Annotated in this window: 11 protein-coding genes; 3 read left to right on the top strand and 8 right to left on the bottom strand. The window is 69.6% G+C overall.

Features of this window, described 5'->3' with window-relative positions:
- Positions 1-48: 48 nt before the first annotated feature.
- Genes ABD908_RS14105 through ABD908_RS14095 form a run of 3 tightly spaced genes read right to left on the bottom strand, consistent with a single transcriptional unit; the run spans position 49 to position 6,254 of the window.
- A complete protein-coding gene (locus ABD908_RS14105) occupies positions 49-1,875 on the bottom strand; it encodes a S9 family peptidase (RefSeq protein ID WP_344996832.1) in 1,827 nt (608 codons plus the stop codon).
- A 4-nt stretch (positions 1,876-1,879) separates the two neighbouring features.
- The gene (locus tag ABD908_RS14100) at positions 1,880-3,661 is read right to left on the bottom strand and encodes an N-acetylglutaminylglutamine amidotransferase (RefSeq protein WP_344996829.1); all 1,782 of its coding nucleotides are present in this window, start codon (positions 3,659-3,661) and stop codon (positions 1,880-1,882) included.
- Positions 3,662-3,668: 7 nt separating this feature from the next.
- Positions 3,669-6,254, bottom strand: coding sequence for a glutamate--cysteine ligase (locus ABD908_RS14095; protein WP_344996826.1), 2,586 nt, complete (start codon positions 6,252-6,254; stop codon positions 3,669-3,671).
- A gap of 127 nt (positions 6,255-6,381) precedes the next feature.
- Here ABD908_RS14095 and ABD908_RS14090 point away from each other — a divergent pair, with 127 nt between their 5' ends.
- Positions 6,382-7,182, top strand: coding sequence for a GntR family transcriptional regulator (locus ABD908_RS14090; protein ID WP_344996823.1), 801 nt, complete (start codon positions 6,382-6,384; stop codon positions 7,180-7,182).
- The gene (locus tag ABD908_RS14085) at positions 7,179-7,940 is read left to right on the top strand and encodes a sulfite exporter TauE/SafE family protein (RefSeq protein ID WP_344996820.1); all 762 of its coding nucleotides are present in this window, start codon (positions 7,179-7,181) and stop codon (positions 7,938-7,940) included. Before ABD908_RS14090 ends, ABD908_RS14085 begins: the two co-directional genes overlap by 4 nt.
- Here ABD908_RS14085 and ABD908_RS14080 read toward each other — a convergent pair.
- The 3 genes from ABD908_RS14080 to ABD908_RS14070 form a co-directional block, all read right to left on the bottom strand.
- On the bottom strand, positions 7,903-9,363 hold the full coding sequence (locus tag ABD908_RS14080) for an FAD-dependent oxidoreductase (protein ID WP_344996817.1): 1,461 nt from the start codon (positions 9,361-9,363) through the stop codon (positions 7,903-7,905). The genes ABD908_RS14085 and ABD908_RS14080 overlap by 38 nt on opposite strands.
- Before the next feature lie 34 nt (positions 9,364-9,397).
- Complete coding sequence (gene arr / locus ABD908_RS14075; RefSeq protein ID WP_344996814.1) at positions 9,398-9,826, bottom strand: NAD(+)--rifampin ADP-ribosyltransferase; 429 nt, start codon at positions 9,824-9,826, stop codon at positions 9,398-9,400.
- A 155-nt stretch (positions 9,827-9,981) separates the two neighbouring features.
- Positions 9,982-11,004 carry a carbon-nitrogen hydrolase family protein gene (locus tag ABD908_RS14070; RefSeq protein WP_344996811.1) on the bottom strand — a complete coding sequence of 341 codons (1,023 nt, stop codon included), beginning with the start codon at positions 11,002-11,004 and terminating at the stop codon, positions 9,982-9,984.
- A gap of 200 nt (positions 11,005-11,204) precedes the next feature.
- On the opposite strand from ABD908_RS14070, the gene ABD908_RS14065 reads away from it, so the two are divergent.
- Entirely contained in the window at positions 11,205-12,134 is a 930-nt protein-coding gene (locus ABD908_RS14065; RefSeq protein ID WP_344996808.1) for a helix-turn-helix domain-containing protein, read from the top strand.
- Here ABD908_RS14065 and ABD908_RS14060 read toward each other — a convergent pair.
- Both ABD908_RS14060 and ABD908_RS14055 read right to left on the bottom strand, forming a co-directional pair.
- Positions 12,117-13,319, bottom strand: coding sequence for a cytochrome P450 (locus ABD908_RS14060; RefSeq protein ID WP_344996805.1), 1,203 nt, complete (start codon positions 13,317-13,319; stop codon positions 12,117-12,119). The two genes, ABD908_RS14065 and ABD908_RS14060, sit on opposite strands and share 18 nt — an antisense overlap.
- 134 nt (positions 13,320-13,453) lie before the next feature.
- Positions 13,454-14,398, bottom strand: a complete 945-nt coding sequence (locus tag ABD908_RS14055) for a LysR substrate-binding domain-containing protein (protein WP_344996802.1) — start codon at positions 14,396-14,398, stop codon at positions 13,454-13,456.
- Positions 14,399-14,412 lie beyond the last annotated feature (14 nt).

Raw genomic sequence — 14,412 nt, 5'->3', positions numbered from 1 at the left:
TACCCCCTCGTCGAACTCGGCCGTCCACCACTGACCGCGGCGTCGGCGCTAACCGGCGAACGACACCTCGAGCCAGGCGATCATCTCCCGGGCCAACCGATCCTTGTTGCCGCGCTTGACGATGGCGTGGCCCTCGTCCTCGAACAGCACGGCCTTCGCGCTGCCGCCCTGCGCGGTCACGGCGTCGACGATCTGGAGCGACTCGGTGACAGGCACGTTGGTGTCGTGCACGCCGTGGACCACGAGCAGTGGCGCCACCAACCGGTCGATGTGATGGATCGGCGACAGCTCCCTGAGCAGCTCGCGATCGTGTTCGGGGTGACCGTATTTGGTGTACGCGGCGGCCGCGATCCACGGCTCGGTGTTGCGGTAGAAGCTCTCCAGGTCGCTCATCCCGCAGATCGCCACACCGGCCGCGTACCGGTCGGGGTGGAACGTCAGCGACGCCAGGGTCAGGTATCCGCCGTAGCTGCGGCCGCTGCACGCGATGCGGTCCGCGTCCGCGATCTCCGCGTCGACCAGGTAGTCGGCGCAGTCGGCGGCGTCGGCGATCGCGGCGAAGCGCCCGTATCGGTCGTCGGCGTGCGAGAAGGTGCGACCGAGTCCCCCGGATCCGCGTACGTTCGGCGCGAACACGTGGAAGCCGGCGGCGAGGAGTTTCTCGAACATCGAGTTGTAGCCGGGGACGGATTGCGCCTCGGGTCCGCCGTGGAAATACACCACCGTCGGACCGGGCTCCCCGCCGGGCACGTGCGGGCTCCGGTACAGCAGCCCCGACAGTTCGAGCCCATCGCGCGCGATGAAGCGCTCCAGGGAGGGGGCCGGGGCATCGCGCCCGACAGTCGGGGTGGGTTCGAGTGGAATGACCTCGGCGCGGCGCACGTCCACGAGCTGTACCTGGGGCGGCAGGCCGGGGCCCTCGACGGTCACCGTCAGCACGGAGCCCGCCGTGCTCATCGACAGTTCCCGGGCCACCAGGCCGGGCAGCCGCACCGGCGGGTTCACCGAACCGTCGGTGAGGTTGAGGATCTGGGTCTCGCTGTAGCCCTCGCGGTTCCACACGAGGGCGACGGTCGACATGTCGTTGGACACGGCGAACTCGTCGAGTGTCGCGGACTCGCGTTCGGCCAGCACCCGGTAGCGCACCCCGTCGTCGGCGACCTCGACGGCCAGCAGCCGGTGGTTCTCGCACTCGAAGTCGCTGCGCACCAGCATCTGCACGACACCGTCGTCCGCGCCCTGAGCGCCGAACAGGCTCGTCCGCCAGCCGTGCTCGAAGTCGAGGAGCACCCCGGCGTCGGTCGTCGAGCCCGGGTCGGCCGGTAGCAGCGGCTGCATCCGGCCGTCGCGGATCAGCAGTAGTTCGCGGTATCCGCGCGGGCCCACGCGCAGCAGGGCCGCGCCGTTCCAGGAGTCGACGAGCCGCGCGCCCATCCGGCGGTCCAGGACCGTCGTCTCCTGCGTCTGCGGATCGATCAACTGGGCCTCGGACACCCCGTCCGCCCCCGTGGCGGACACCCCGACGCGGTTCCCGTCCCAACACACCAGCTCCATCGTCCCGGCGCTGTCGCCCTCGCCGAGCCGGCGCGCAGCACGGTCCTCGGGATCGGTCGTGACGACCCACACCTGATGGTGCTCACCGCCGCCGGGCGAGACCTCGCACGCGAGCCAGTGACCGTCGGCCGAGTGCAGGATCTTCTCCACCGGCCCGTCCACCGGCAGCTCGACCCAGCGCGCCGAGCTCGTCTCCGTGAAGTGCAGGAAGCGTTGTGCCGCGCGCGGGTAGCCGCCCACGTCCACGATGTGGGCGAACGCCGATCCGTCCGGTGAGACCGAGCCGCCCCAGGTGCGGCGATACAGGAAACTCTCGGACACGCGGTCAGGCCTCCATGTCCTGCAGCCACATCTCGAGCAGGGCCATCTGCCACAGCGCGTTCGAGCCCAGGGTGGTCCGGATGCCGTTGGGGTCGCCCAGCAACCGGTCGACGGCCGCGACTTCGAACAGTCCCCGATCCTTCGCCGCCCGCGAGGTCAGCGCGTCGGTCACCATGTCCAGCATCTCCCCGTGGAGGTGACGGATCCCGGGGACGGGGAAATACCCCTTGGTGCGGTCGATGATCGCCGCCGGCAGCAGCGACCGGCTCGCCTCCTTGAGGACGCCCTTGCCGCCGCCCGACAGCTTGAGCCCCGGCGGGCAGGTGCCCGCAAGCTCGACGAACTCGTGGTCCAGGAACGGCACGCGCGCCTCGAGCCCCCACGCCATCGTCATCGTGTCGACCCGCTTGACCGGGTCGTCGACCAGCATGATGAGGGTGTCGGTGCGCAGCGCGGCGTCGACGGAGGTGTCGGCCCCGGCCGCGCTCTGATGCGCGGCGATCAGCTCGAACGACGGGTCGAAGGGCAGGTGGTACCGCGGTTGCAGCAGATCGAGTATGTCGGTGTGGCTGCGGTCGAAGAAGACCTTCGCGTATTCAGCCGTGGTGCGGTCGCGCGGGACTTCCGCCAGCGGCGGGTACCAGTCGTAGCCACCCAGGATCTCGTCGGCCCCCTGGCCCGACTGCACCACCTTGATGGATTTCGAGACCTCCTGGGACAGCAGGTAGAACGCGACGCAGTCGTGGCTGACCATCGGCTCGCCCATCGCCGCGATCGCCTCGGGTACCGCCGGCACGAGGCGGGAGGTCTCGATGTGGATCTTATGGTGGTTCGTGCCGAACTCGTCCGCCACCAGGTCCGAGTAGGCGTACTCGTCGCCGGATTCACCTCCGGCCGAATCGAATCCGATCGAGAACGTGGCCAGGTCCCGCTGACCGGCCCGCGCGAGCAGAGCGACGATCAGGGAGCTGTCCACGCCGCCGGACAGCAGCACGCCCACCGGTACGTCCGCGACCATGCGCCGCCGCACCGCGGCGTCGAGCGATGCGAGCAGGGCGTCCTGCCAGTCGCGCTCGGACCAGTCCGCTCGCTCCGGGGAACGACTGAACTCCGTGGTCCAGTAGTGGTGTTCCTGGATCGAACCGTCGGGTTCGATCCGCCGGACGGTGCCCGGCGCGAGCTTGCGGACACCGTCGTAGATCGTGTGGGGCGCGGGGACGACGGCGTGGAAGCTCAGGTAGTGGTGCAGGGCGATGCGGTCGATCGTGGTGTCGACGGGGCCACCGGCGAGCAGCGCCCGGATCGACGAGGCGAACCGCAGACCGCTCGGCCGATCGGCGTAGTACAGCGGCTTGATGCCCAGTCGGTCGCGGGCCATGGTCACCGCACCCGTGTCCGTGTCGACGATGACGAATGCGAACATGCCCTTGAAGTGCGAGACGCAGTCGGCGCCCCAGCGGTGGAACGCCTTGATGATCACTTCGCTGTCGGCGGTGGAGAAGAAGCGATAGCCGCTGCCCTGCAACTCCTTACGCAGCTCCGGATAGTTGTAGATGCAGCCGTTGAACACCAGCGACAGGCCGAGTTCCGTATCGACCATCGGCTGGCAGCCGCGGGCGGACAGGTCGATGATGCAGAGGCGACGGTGCCCGAACGCCACGCGCCCCTGCGACCACGTCCCCGCCGAGTCGGGCCCGCGCGCCGCCATGGCGTCGGTCATCCGGGCGACGGCCGAGACGTCCGGTGCCTGCCCGTCGAATCGGATCTCGCCGCAGATGCCGCACATATCTCTCCTACCTACTCACGATCCAGGTGTCCTTGCCGCCGCCGCCGCGCGAGGAGTTCACGATCAGGCTCCCCGCGGGAGCGACTCGGGTCAACGCTGCGGGCACCGGGTGCGCGGTCACCCCATCCGGTCCGCTACGCAGATGCACGAAGACCCGCAGGTCGACGTGGTGTGGGTACAGTCCGGAGCCGTCGAAGGTCGGATGGGTCGAGATGTTGAGGACCTCCTGGGCGATATAGCGTTCCGGCAGGCTGATCAGCTCCCGGCGGCGCGCGGCGAGCTCGTCCTCGGTCGCGTGCGGCCCGATGGTGATCCCGATCCCGCCGAAGCCGTCGATGGGTTTGACCACCAGCTCGTCCAGGTGGTCGAGCACGTAGTCGCGTTGACTCCGCTCGGCGCAGAGCCAGGTGGGGACCTGCGCGATGCCGGGCGTCTCACCCAGGTAGTACTCGATCATCGCGGGCACGAACGCGTAGACCGCCTTGTCGTCCCCCACACCGTTGCCCAGTGAGTTGGCGAAGGCCAGTGTGCCCTTGCGCATCGCCTGCGTCAGCCCCGAACGCAGCGTGTTGCCGTCGGCGCCGACCGACGACATCAGCATCTCCTCGTCGATGCGGGCGTAGACGACGTCGATGCGTTCGCGGTGCTCGCCGTCCACCCGATAGACGATCCCGTCGTGCACCAGCAGATCCGACGTCAGGAGCAGCGGGATCCCGGCACCGTCGGCGAGCATCTTGTGTTCGAAGTACGCGCTGTCGTCCCAACCGGACGTCAGTACCGCGCACGCCGGTACGCCGACGCACGCGGGCGGCGCCGCCGCGGCGAGGGTGTCGGCCAGCATTCCGACGGCCTCCGAGACGTCGAGCAGGCCCTCCGGCCTGGGGATCTCCGGAAAGAACTGCGTCATCAGGCGCCGGTTGGCGATGGCGTAGCTGACGCCGGACGGAACCCGCAGATTGTCCTCCAGGACGAGGAAGCGGCCGGGTTCGGTGGATACGAGGTCGACGCCGCAGACGTGCGCGCGCACCGCCGCCCACGCGGGCGCGCTGCCCACGGAGCGGAATCCCGGAGCGCGGTCGAGCACCTCGATCGGGATCACGCCGTCGGCCACGATCCGCTGCTCGCCGTATACGTCCCGCAGGAATGCGTTGAGCGCCAGGGCCCGCTGCGCGACGCCGGACGAGATCGTCTGCCACTCCGCGGCATTCAAGACGCGTGGCACCACATCGAGCGGAAAGACCTGCGCGCGATCGTGACCCGAGATGCGGAAGGTGACACCGTCGATCGACTGCTCGCGCTCGACCAGGCTCTGCCGCTTGCGCAACTCGACGGGGCCCAACTCGGCGGTGGCGGCGACGATCTCGCGATACGGACCCTGTACCCGCCCGTCCGCGGTGACCGCCTCGTCGTATGTCTTGGGCTCCCCCGGCTGGGTCCACGGCTGGTAGCCGTGCAGTAGTCCGGGGTCGGAATCGGCGACGGCGGGTGCCACGACGCGCCCCGCCGTCTCTGCGATGACGAGGTCGACCACATCGTTGAGCCGTCCCCGCCGTCGCAGCATCCGCCGCTGCCGGGACGCTGAGCTGCCGTCGTGGATCGCCTGCTCGCTCAGCCGGTACACGGTCTCCCAGTCGCCGAGCTGCTCGAGCTGCGGTCGCAGATCGGCGACCAGCGAGCGGACGATCTCCGCGGCGGGTCGCGGGGTCGCCGTCACCACGTCGACCAGGTCGCCCTCGAGGCCGGAGCGCGCCGCACGCCACAGCGCCGCCCGCTCGAGCGTCGGATGGCTGACGACGCCCGGCTCACCCGCGGCGATGGAGGCCGCCTCGCGGACGACCATCGCGCGGAAGAGCCCGGCGATCAGCGCGATGGTGTCGACGGACGGGCAGCTGTCGCACACCCGGAGCTCGAGGGTGTCGACCTTCGCCGAAGGACGGACGTCGAAGTACACCATGCCGGGGTCCGAGATGACGCCCGTCGAGATCAGGTCGTGGATCGCTGCGTCGTACTCGTCGGCGGTGTCGACGTGCGCCGAGATCCCCGTTGTCGGCCAGCGCTGCCACACCAGCGTCCGAACGCTGGCGTAGCCGGTGTCGGCGCCGTCCGACCAGAACGGGCTCGACACACTGAGCGCCAGGATGATCGGTACGTACGCGGCGACCCGTTTGGATACCTGCACCGCCTCGTCGCGGTCGACGACGTCGACGTGCACCTGGGTTCCGCAGATCAGCTGCTCGCGGGCGAGGAGTTGGTAGTCGGCCAGCATACGGCGGTACCTGGGAGTCTCGGTGACCTGCAGCTCCGTCGGGACCGCGAGCGGCACCGTCCCCGCTGCAGCCACCCCCATCCCGAGCTCCGCGGCTGCGGCCGAGAGCGTGGCGCGCGAGCGGGTCAGATCCGCCCGCAGTTCGTCGAGTCCGCGGTGGACGGCCGAGTTGGATTCGATCACGCACCGCTGCAGTTCCTCGACGTACACATCGTGCGGGAGCAGCTCGAGCAGCTCCGGGGCGCGCGGAGTCAGCCGGCGGGTTCGGAGGTCGATCAGGTGGAACTCCTCTTCCACCCCGAGGGCCCGCCTGCCGTCGTCCGCCATTCAGCCAGCGTATGCCCGTTCTTCCTGGAGTGCTGAGCAGCGCTTTTCGGTGCCGGTGGCGGCCGTGCGGGGAGCGGCGGCGGACGCGCGGAATGGGTGGCGTAAAAGTGGCGTAACATTGCGGCTCGTGCGCACTCCATCGACGGGCCCCGGGGCGGCGAACGAGAGCGGACGGCCGGAACGTCTCCGCTCGGAGCGGGCCCGCCGGCTCGCGGACCGCATCCGGCAGGATGTTCTAGGCGGGCGATTCGCTGCGGGGGCGTTGCCCGACGAGCACCACCTGGTGACGGAGTACGGCGCATCGCGGAACGCTGTTCGCGAGGCCCTGCGCCTGCTGGCGGCCGAAGGGCTGCTGGTCCGCAGGCCGGGGTTCGGGACCCGGGTCGCCGCGCAGAAGTTCGCCCACAGCCTCGATCGACTCGCCGGGCTGGCGGAGACACTGAACCACCGGGGCGGCATCACCAACGAGGTCCGAAGCCTGACGTGGCAGGCCGCCGCGCCGGATGTCGCGCGGCGGTTGGACGTCGATCCGGGAACCACTGTGCTGTACCTGGAGCGGCTGCGCACGCTCGACGGCGAGCCCCTCTCGGTCGACTGCTCGCACCTCACCGCCGACATCGGTGCCGAGCTGGTGACGATGGACCTGGGCTCCCGGGACGTGTTCGAGCTCATCGAGCTGATCGTGGGCATGCCGCTCGGCGTCTCCGAGGTCGCGGTACACGCGGTCAACGCGGAGTCGGACGTGGCCGACGTCCTCGGGTTGGCGGCGCGCGATGCGGTGTTCACCGTCGACCGCCTCACGCGCCTCGCAGACGGGCGCCCCGTCGACCTCGAGACCCTCCACATCCGCGGCGACCGGATGTCTTTCACCAGCGTCCTGCACCGCTCACCCGGTCCGGGTGCCCCGCCGTCGCACTCCGTCGGATGAGCGGCGTCGCGACGATGTTCGTGCTCGCCGGGTTCGGGCTGGCAGCCGGCATCGGGATCACGGCGGTGGGCCCGGGCGGGGTCCTCGCCACCGTCGCCCTGTTCCTGCTCGGCGGTCTGTCGCCAGCCGGGGTCGCCGGGACCGCGATCGTCACCCACGTGGCCACGGGCGCCGTCGGCAGCCTCGCGTACCGTCGGTCCGGGCAGCTTCACAATGCCGAGACACGCCGAACTGCAAGGCTTCTCGCGGTCTTCGCGGTGGTCGGCACGCCGATCGGCATCGCGGTCAACCAGGTCGCGCCGCACTGGCTGTTCGGGGTCCTGCTCGCGGTCTTCGCCGTCGTCGTCGCCTTCCTCTCCTGGTTCCGCTCGCGGCGCGAGGCGGAGGCGGAGCACGAGCGCCGACACCCGCTCGGCCTGCTGCTCGCGATCGGTCTGGGCGTCGCGATCGCGGGCGGGATGTTCGGCGTCGGCGGCCCGTTGCTGACGGTGCCGCTGCTGGTCGCCGCCGGGAGTCCGGTCCTCAGCGCCCTGGCCGCCGCGCAGGTGCAGTCGATCGCGATCGCCGGCATCGGCGCCGTCGGCTACGCGGCCCGCGGCGACATCGACTGGCGGCTGGCCCTCGTCGTGGGCGTGCCGGAGCTGCTCGGTGCGGTCGTCGGCTGGCGGATCGCCCACGCCGCCGCCCCCCGCCAGCTCCGTGGCGCGATGATCGCCGCCCTCATCGCCGCCGCGGGGATGACCCTCGCGCACATGTGATCCGGGGCGCGCCGAACCACCGTTCGAGTCGCCCGTCCAACTCGCGCTGCGCGTCGCCGACCCAGGCCACATGGCCGTCGGGTCGCAGTAGCAGCGCCGGATGCCCGAGCGCGTCGACGTGGGCGGCGACGGTGTCGACCCGCCCGGTCCACCGCGCGGCCGAGAGCCGCCCCGTGGTGTCTACGAGCAGCCCGCGTCCGGTGCGCATCCGCTCGTAGAGGCGCCCGTGGCCGAGCGCGACGTCGGGCATGTGGCGCCCGACGCGGTCGTTGTCGTCACCGAGGTCGTACCGCACGCTCAGGGCGGCGATCTTCTCGGTCAGGTAGCGACCGACACCGGGCAGCGTCATCAACTCGGTGACCAGGCGGCGCGCCGCCTGGGCGCCCGGCTCGACCGACGCCAGCTCCATATGCGCCCGAGTGGTGTCGAGCACGGCGACGGCCACCGGCCGTCGCTCCGCCTGGTAGCTGTCCAGCAGGGCGGCGGGGGCCCACCCGGCGACCTCGGCCGCCAACTTCCACCCGAGGTTGAACGCGTCCTGGACACCCAGGTTGAGCCCCTGCCCGCCGATCGGCGGATGGACGTGCGCCGCGTCTCCGGCCAGCAGCACACGCCCCACCCGGTAGCGTTCGGCGAGGCGCGTCGAGTTCCCGAAGCGCGACAGCCAACGCGGCGAGTGCGCGCCGAAGTCGGTACCCGCGGTGGCGATCAGCCGATGCCGCAACTCGTCCAGCGTCGGCGCGACCGTCCGGTCGTCGGTGACGGCGGCCGCGGGCACCACGACCCGGAACAGCCCGTCGCCCAACGACCCCACGCCGAACCGCACCTGGGTCTTGCGGACCTCGGCCGTCACGGCGGTGATCTCGTCCGGCGGCGCGGCGAGCTCGATCTCCGCCAGCAGGGTGTCCGCGGTGCTCGGCTCGCCCGGGAACCCGACGCCCAGGAGCTTGCGCACCGTGGACCGGCCACCGTCGGCCCCGACCAGGTAGCGCGACCGCAGCCGCGTGCCGTCGCCGAGTTCGACGGTGACCCCGTCCGCGTCCTGCGCCAGTCCGACGACCTCCGTGCCACGGCGGATCTCGGCACCCTGCTCGACCGCGTGCGCAGCGAGGATGCGGTCCGTGACGGGCTGCGGCAGCCCCAGCACGAATCCGTGTGCGGTGTCGAGCTCGGCGGGCTCCGGTCCCGAGCCCGCCGCGAAGAACCCCATCGGTGGGTACTTTCGCCCCTCCGCGAGGCAGCGCGCGAGGAGCCCGCGCGAGTCCATGATCTCGATGCTGCGCGCATGCATGCCGAGCGAGCGCACCACGGGTGTCGGCACCGGATCGCGCTCGAGCACAGTCACTTCCACACCCTGCAGACGCAGCTCCGCGGCCAGCATCAACCCGGTCGGTCCCGCTCCCACGATGATCACGTCGTTCATCGCCGCACCCCCAGTCGTATACCGGTCGTCGAGTTCAGTCGTAGATGACGGCCAGGCCCCGGCGGGTGAGGTCGGCCAGCCGGTCTCGCATGGCCTGCTGCTGCTCGGGCGTATGCCCCACCCAGTGCGTGAGTTCGCCGACGATCCGCACCGGCTCGCGGGTGCGGTACGAGCGGGTCGGGTTGCCGGGGAACTTCTTGTCGGTGACGTTCGGGTCGTCCTCGAGCGGGCCCTCCGGTTGCACCATGTAGATGCGGCCCGGGCCGTCGCCCAGAGCCAGCTCGGCACCCCACGCCGCCGCGTCCAGTGTCCGCGTGACGTAGACGTGGTTCGCGACACGCCCACTCTCGTAGTTCGATCCGTGCCCGGGCACCAGCAGATCACCCACCGACAGGTCTGCCTTCGTGCCGTGCAGGAACTCGCCCGAGTCGTGCACTTCGAAGGGCTTCGGCGTACTCGTCACAGCATCTTCCGTCCGTCGGAGAACATGGCCGGACGATTGTGCGCCGCACCCCGGGCCTTGCCGCAAGCCCCGGGGTCGGCTATAGATTGAAGTGGGGTCGGGGTGGGACGCACCTGGTCGAGCCGACCCCACGTCGTTCCGATCTCGTCGTTCGATCACATATCCCGTGCGTTCGCAATCGACAGGTCGGTTTCCCTCTGCTCGTCCTCCTCGCCGAACGGTTCATCGACCGCACGAGGGGTGACCACCGGTGCCTGTGGGGTCCTGTCGAATACGAGTCGGGTGACGTCGGGGCGAGCGTAGTGGCCGACCGGATCGACGATGTTCTTGGCGAGATCGATCGCAGACAGGTCGATATCGGCGTACACGATTCCCTCGGTCGTCGGATCGAGCGGTCCGGTGAGGAGCGAGGTGTCGGGCCCGAAGATGCGCGCGATTCCTCCGCCGCCCGTGTAGATGGGCGTGGGTCCGCCGTCTGCCGACGGGAAGACACGAGCACCATCGTCCGACATGATCTGCGAGGCGAGCAGGACGAAACAGCTCCCCTCCAGCGCATAGGTCTGCGTGGCGGCGATCAACGGCTCGGCGCTCAGCATCGGTACGAAGCCGAGGATGCCGAAGCAGGGCCACGCTGCGACATGCACCTGCTCGTGCTGGGCGTACATCGCGTATTTCGTGAGCGGCTGGATGTGCTCGAAACAGTTGAGTGCGCCGAGCCGCCCGACGGTGCTGTCGACCACGGCGATGTCGCTACCGTCGCCCTCCCCGAAGAGGGTGCGCTCCGCATGGGTCGGCTTGAGCTTGCGTCGATGAAGCAGGACCTCACCGTTCGGATCGATGATCAGTTGGGCCATGTAGAGGGAACCGGCGGACTTCTCGGAGATTCCGACGACGACGGTGATGTCGTTGCGGCGCGCGGCATCACGAATGCGCGCGACGTGCGGGCCGTCGACCGTCGGCGAGTTGGCGTGGTATCGGGCGACGAACGGCACCTGGTCGAGCACCGTGTACGACCAGAGGAACACGGGGTATCCAGGGATCCACGTCTCCGGAAAGGCGACGAGCGCAGCCCCCTGGGCCGCAGCCTCTTCGATGAGTCGAACCGTCTTGTCAGTCGTGCCGTCGATGTCGAGCCAGACCGGCTCGGCCTGTATCGCGGCCACACGGTGCGTTGTCATGAGTCTCTCCCGATCTCCGCCGATGTCGTTCGCAATCACGCTAGGAGGGGGCCACTCCTGCTGTCTTGACCGTCTCTGTCGCACCCTGTGCCTTGTCTGCACAGCGCTGTGCCGGTCGACCGCTCCCGCGGCACCCGACCGGGAACGGGCGAGCCGAGTAGAGTCGTCGGCATTGATCGGGCCCCCGAGAGGCTGTCGAGATGCTGCATCCAGATGTCGTGGTCGATTCCATCGCGGAGTGGGAGGATGCGTCCGCCGCCACTTTCGTACCCCTCCGCTGCCACGGCCGACAGCACGGGTTCCACGCCGAGATGAGCACCGTCGTCACCGGGAGCAGTGCGCTGAGTTGGATGGTCTCGGCCCCGGTCACCGTCGAGCGCACCGAATACGCCTCTCGGCAGTACGTGGGCGACGATCTCTTGCTCACTCTGCAGCTACGCGCGGCGAGCACGGTCATGCAGGACGGTCGGACGAGCAGGATCTCACGGGGCCGGGCGGCGGCGTACGACCCGCGCCGGCCCTACGTGCTCGATTTCCCCGAGCGTGGACAGGAACTGATCGTCGTGCGGGTCGACCGGCGCGAACTGGGACTGCGCCCCAACGAGATCGATCGCGCAATGGCCTGCCCACTCGATCAGCGCACCCCCGGGGTCCCCGCGCTGTTCGGACTGGCCGGGGGTCTCGCACGCGAGTCTCGGCCTACTCCAGCACCGGTCGCGAATGCGCTCGCCCACCTCATAGGTGTAGCGCTGCGGACCGCGGCGGACGCACCACTCGACTGGGATGACGACACGTTGTTGCGCGGTATCCGAGCTCATGCACTCGGGCGGCTGCAGGAGCCCACTCTCGACGTATCCGCGCTTGCGCGCGCTCATTTCGTCTCCGAACGCAAGGTGCACGCGCTGTTCGCGGCGGTGGGTGACACTCCGGCCGGTTGGATCCGACGCCAACGCGTCGCGAAGGCGACGCACCTGTTGCAGTCGACCACGCAGTCGATCGCACAGGTCGGCGCCGCGTGTGGCTATCCCGACCCGAGCGTCTTCGCGCGCGCGTTCCGCCGCGAATCCGGCGTCTCGCCGACCTTCTGCCGAGCGGCCGCGAAGTCCTGCGCCTCACCACGTGACGGGTAGCGAGACCAGACCGCGGAATACCCAGCCGTTCCAGTCGGCCGCACGAGCCGGATCCACTCGAAGAGTCGGGATCCGTTCGTACAACCTGGGCAGCGCGATCTCGCCCACAGCACTTTTCGCCGCCCAGCGACCGGCGCACATGTGCACCCCGCTGCCGAAACCGAGGTGCCCCCGCGCAGTACGCCGGACCTCGTACCGCCCGGCGTCGTCGAATACCGACTCGTCGCGGTTGGCGGAACCCAGCAGCAGTCCCACATTCGCACCCAGTGGGATCCTCGTACCGAACCAGTCGAGCTCCTGAGTCGTCTCCCGAGGGACCATGCCGATGGGCGACAGCCACCGCGCGGTCTCTTCGAACGCCGCACCCCACTCCACCTCCCCAGAGCGAACGACGGCCAGTTGTCCGGGGTGGGTACCAAGGGCCCAGACCATGTTCGTGATCATGTGCGCAGGCTCGTTCACTCCACCCGAGATCGCCAAATGCACGTTTGCGCGGACGATCTCGTCGGGAAGACCGCAATGGAGCAGATGTGATGTGATCGACGAGTCGGGCGCGCGGCGCAGGCGTGGGAGTATCTCGTCCAGCACCGCGCCGACTTCCGCCTGGCTCTGCTCGCAGCGCCGCCAGACCTCCGGCGCGTCGAGGATGTTGCCGATACCATCGATGAAATCCGTGGACCAGCGGCGCATGTCGCCGACACCGACACATCCCGAGAGACCGAGGAGATCGATGAGGTTGCTGCTCGCGACCGGGGCGGCGAAGTCCCGCTCGAGGTCGGCATCCGCGGGCCCCATCTCGAGCAGGTGATCGATCCAACGGTCGACGGTGTGGGAGAACCCCGGGGACCACGTGTCACGGACCGTCCGTGGTCGAAGAGTCGCATTGATCGAGCTGCGCTCGGCGCAGTGGTCGGGATCGTTCTTGCGGAGCATCGGTCGCCCACCGAGCGCCCGCACCATCGTCAGATTCGTCTCGGAGTAGGCCGAGAAGAGCTCGGGGCGGCGCTCTGCGGCGCTCACCGAGGCGTGGCTCGTCAGTAGGTACCGACCGATGGCGGGAGCGTGCACGACCGAACCCAGCGCGCGCAGTCGTTCGTACGTCGGGTACGGGTCGCGGGCCATCCCACTGGGGTCGAGCCAGTCGGCGACCGGCGGGGCGGGCGGAGTGGTGGTGGTGGTCGACATCGCTGGTCCTCGCTTCGGTGGGGTCCCCGGCCTGTGACGAGACCCACATCGGGCAGTATGCCGCCGCTTGTGGCACCGGCCAAAGCGGAACTTTCCACGTTACTTCCCCTGCTCAACCGGGGAAGCGTCGGTGTTCATCGCGGAGGCGGCGAACCCCCGACCGAAACTGCGACGTCGATGATCGCCGCGAGTCGTGCGGGCACGTCACCAGAGACCCACACGGCCAGCGCGTCCACTGTGCGCGGCGCGGGCTCGATCGGCACGAAGACGACGCGCCCGCCATCCCAGGTCATGGGATCGATGTCCCGACGCATAAGGAGGGTGTAGCCGAGCCCACGGCCCACCAGCGACCGACAGAGCTCGTAGTTGTGCGTGCGGAGCGCGATGCGCGGTGTGATGGATCTACTCGACATCAGCTCGAGGGTGTGGACGCGGCTTGCGAGGATGTCGAGCAGGATCATCGGTTCATCAGCGATCTCCTCGAGCCGGGCGGCGCGGCGCCCTGCGATCGGGTGGGACTCGGCGACGACGATGCAGGCCTCCGTCGAGAAGAGCCTGCGCCGCTCCAACTCCGGCGGGACGTCGATGTCGAACGCCAACACGACGTCGAGGTCGGCGTTGGCGAGAGCGTCGAGCAACGCCGGCTGCTCCCCGGTACGGAACTGCACGCGCAGCGCCGCGTGTCGTTCGCGGGCCTCGCCGATCAACGCCGGAAGTAGAACGGGCGCAAGCGTATCGACCGCTCCCACCCGGACGGGTCCGGTCAGCACCGACGACTCGCGCCCGACCGCTGCGCGGAGGTCCTCCGCCTCGGCCACCACACGATGCGCGATCGGCAGCACGGCCAGACCATCTGACGTGAGGTTCGCGCCCCGGGACCGACGCCGATGCAACAGGTTCGCCCCGAGCGCACGCTCGAGCGCCGTCAGCGCGTCGGAGACCGCGGAGTCCGATGCGTGCAGCACAGCGGCGGCGGCGGTGATCGACCCGGTCTCGGCGACCGCGAGGAAGCATTCGAGTTGGCGCAGCGTGAACGGTGACGAGGAGAGCGCTCCGACCAGCGCATCCGGCTTCGGCATCGGACCAGGCTAAT

The sequence above is a fragment of the Tsukamurella soli genome (genome assembly GCF_039541155.1).
Taxonomy (GTDB): Bacteria; Actinomycetota; Actinomycetes; order Mycobacteriales; family Mycobacteriaceae; genus Tsukamurella; species Tsukamurella soli.
Note: the sequence above shows the minus strand (reverse complement) of the source record. Positions and strands in the feature narration are given on the sequence as shown.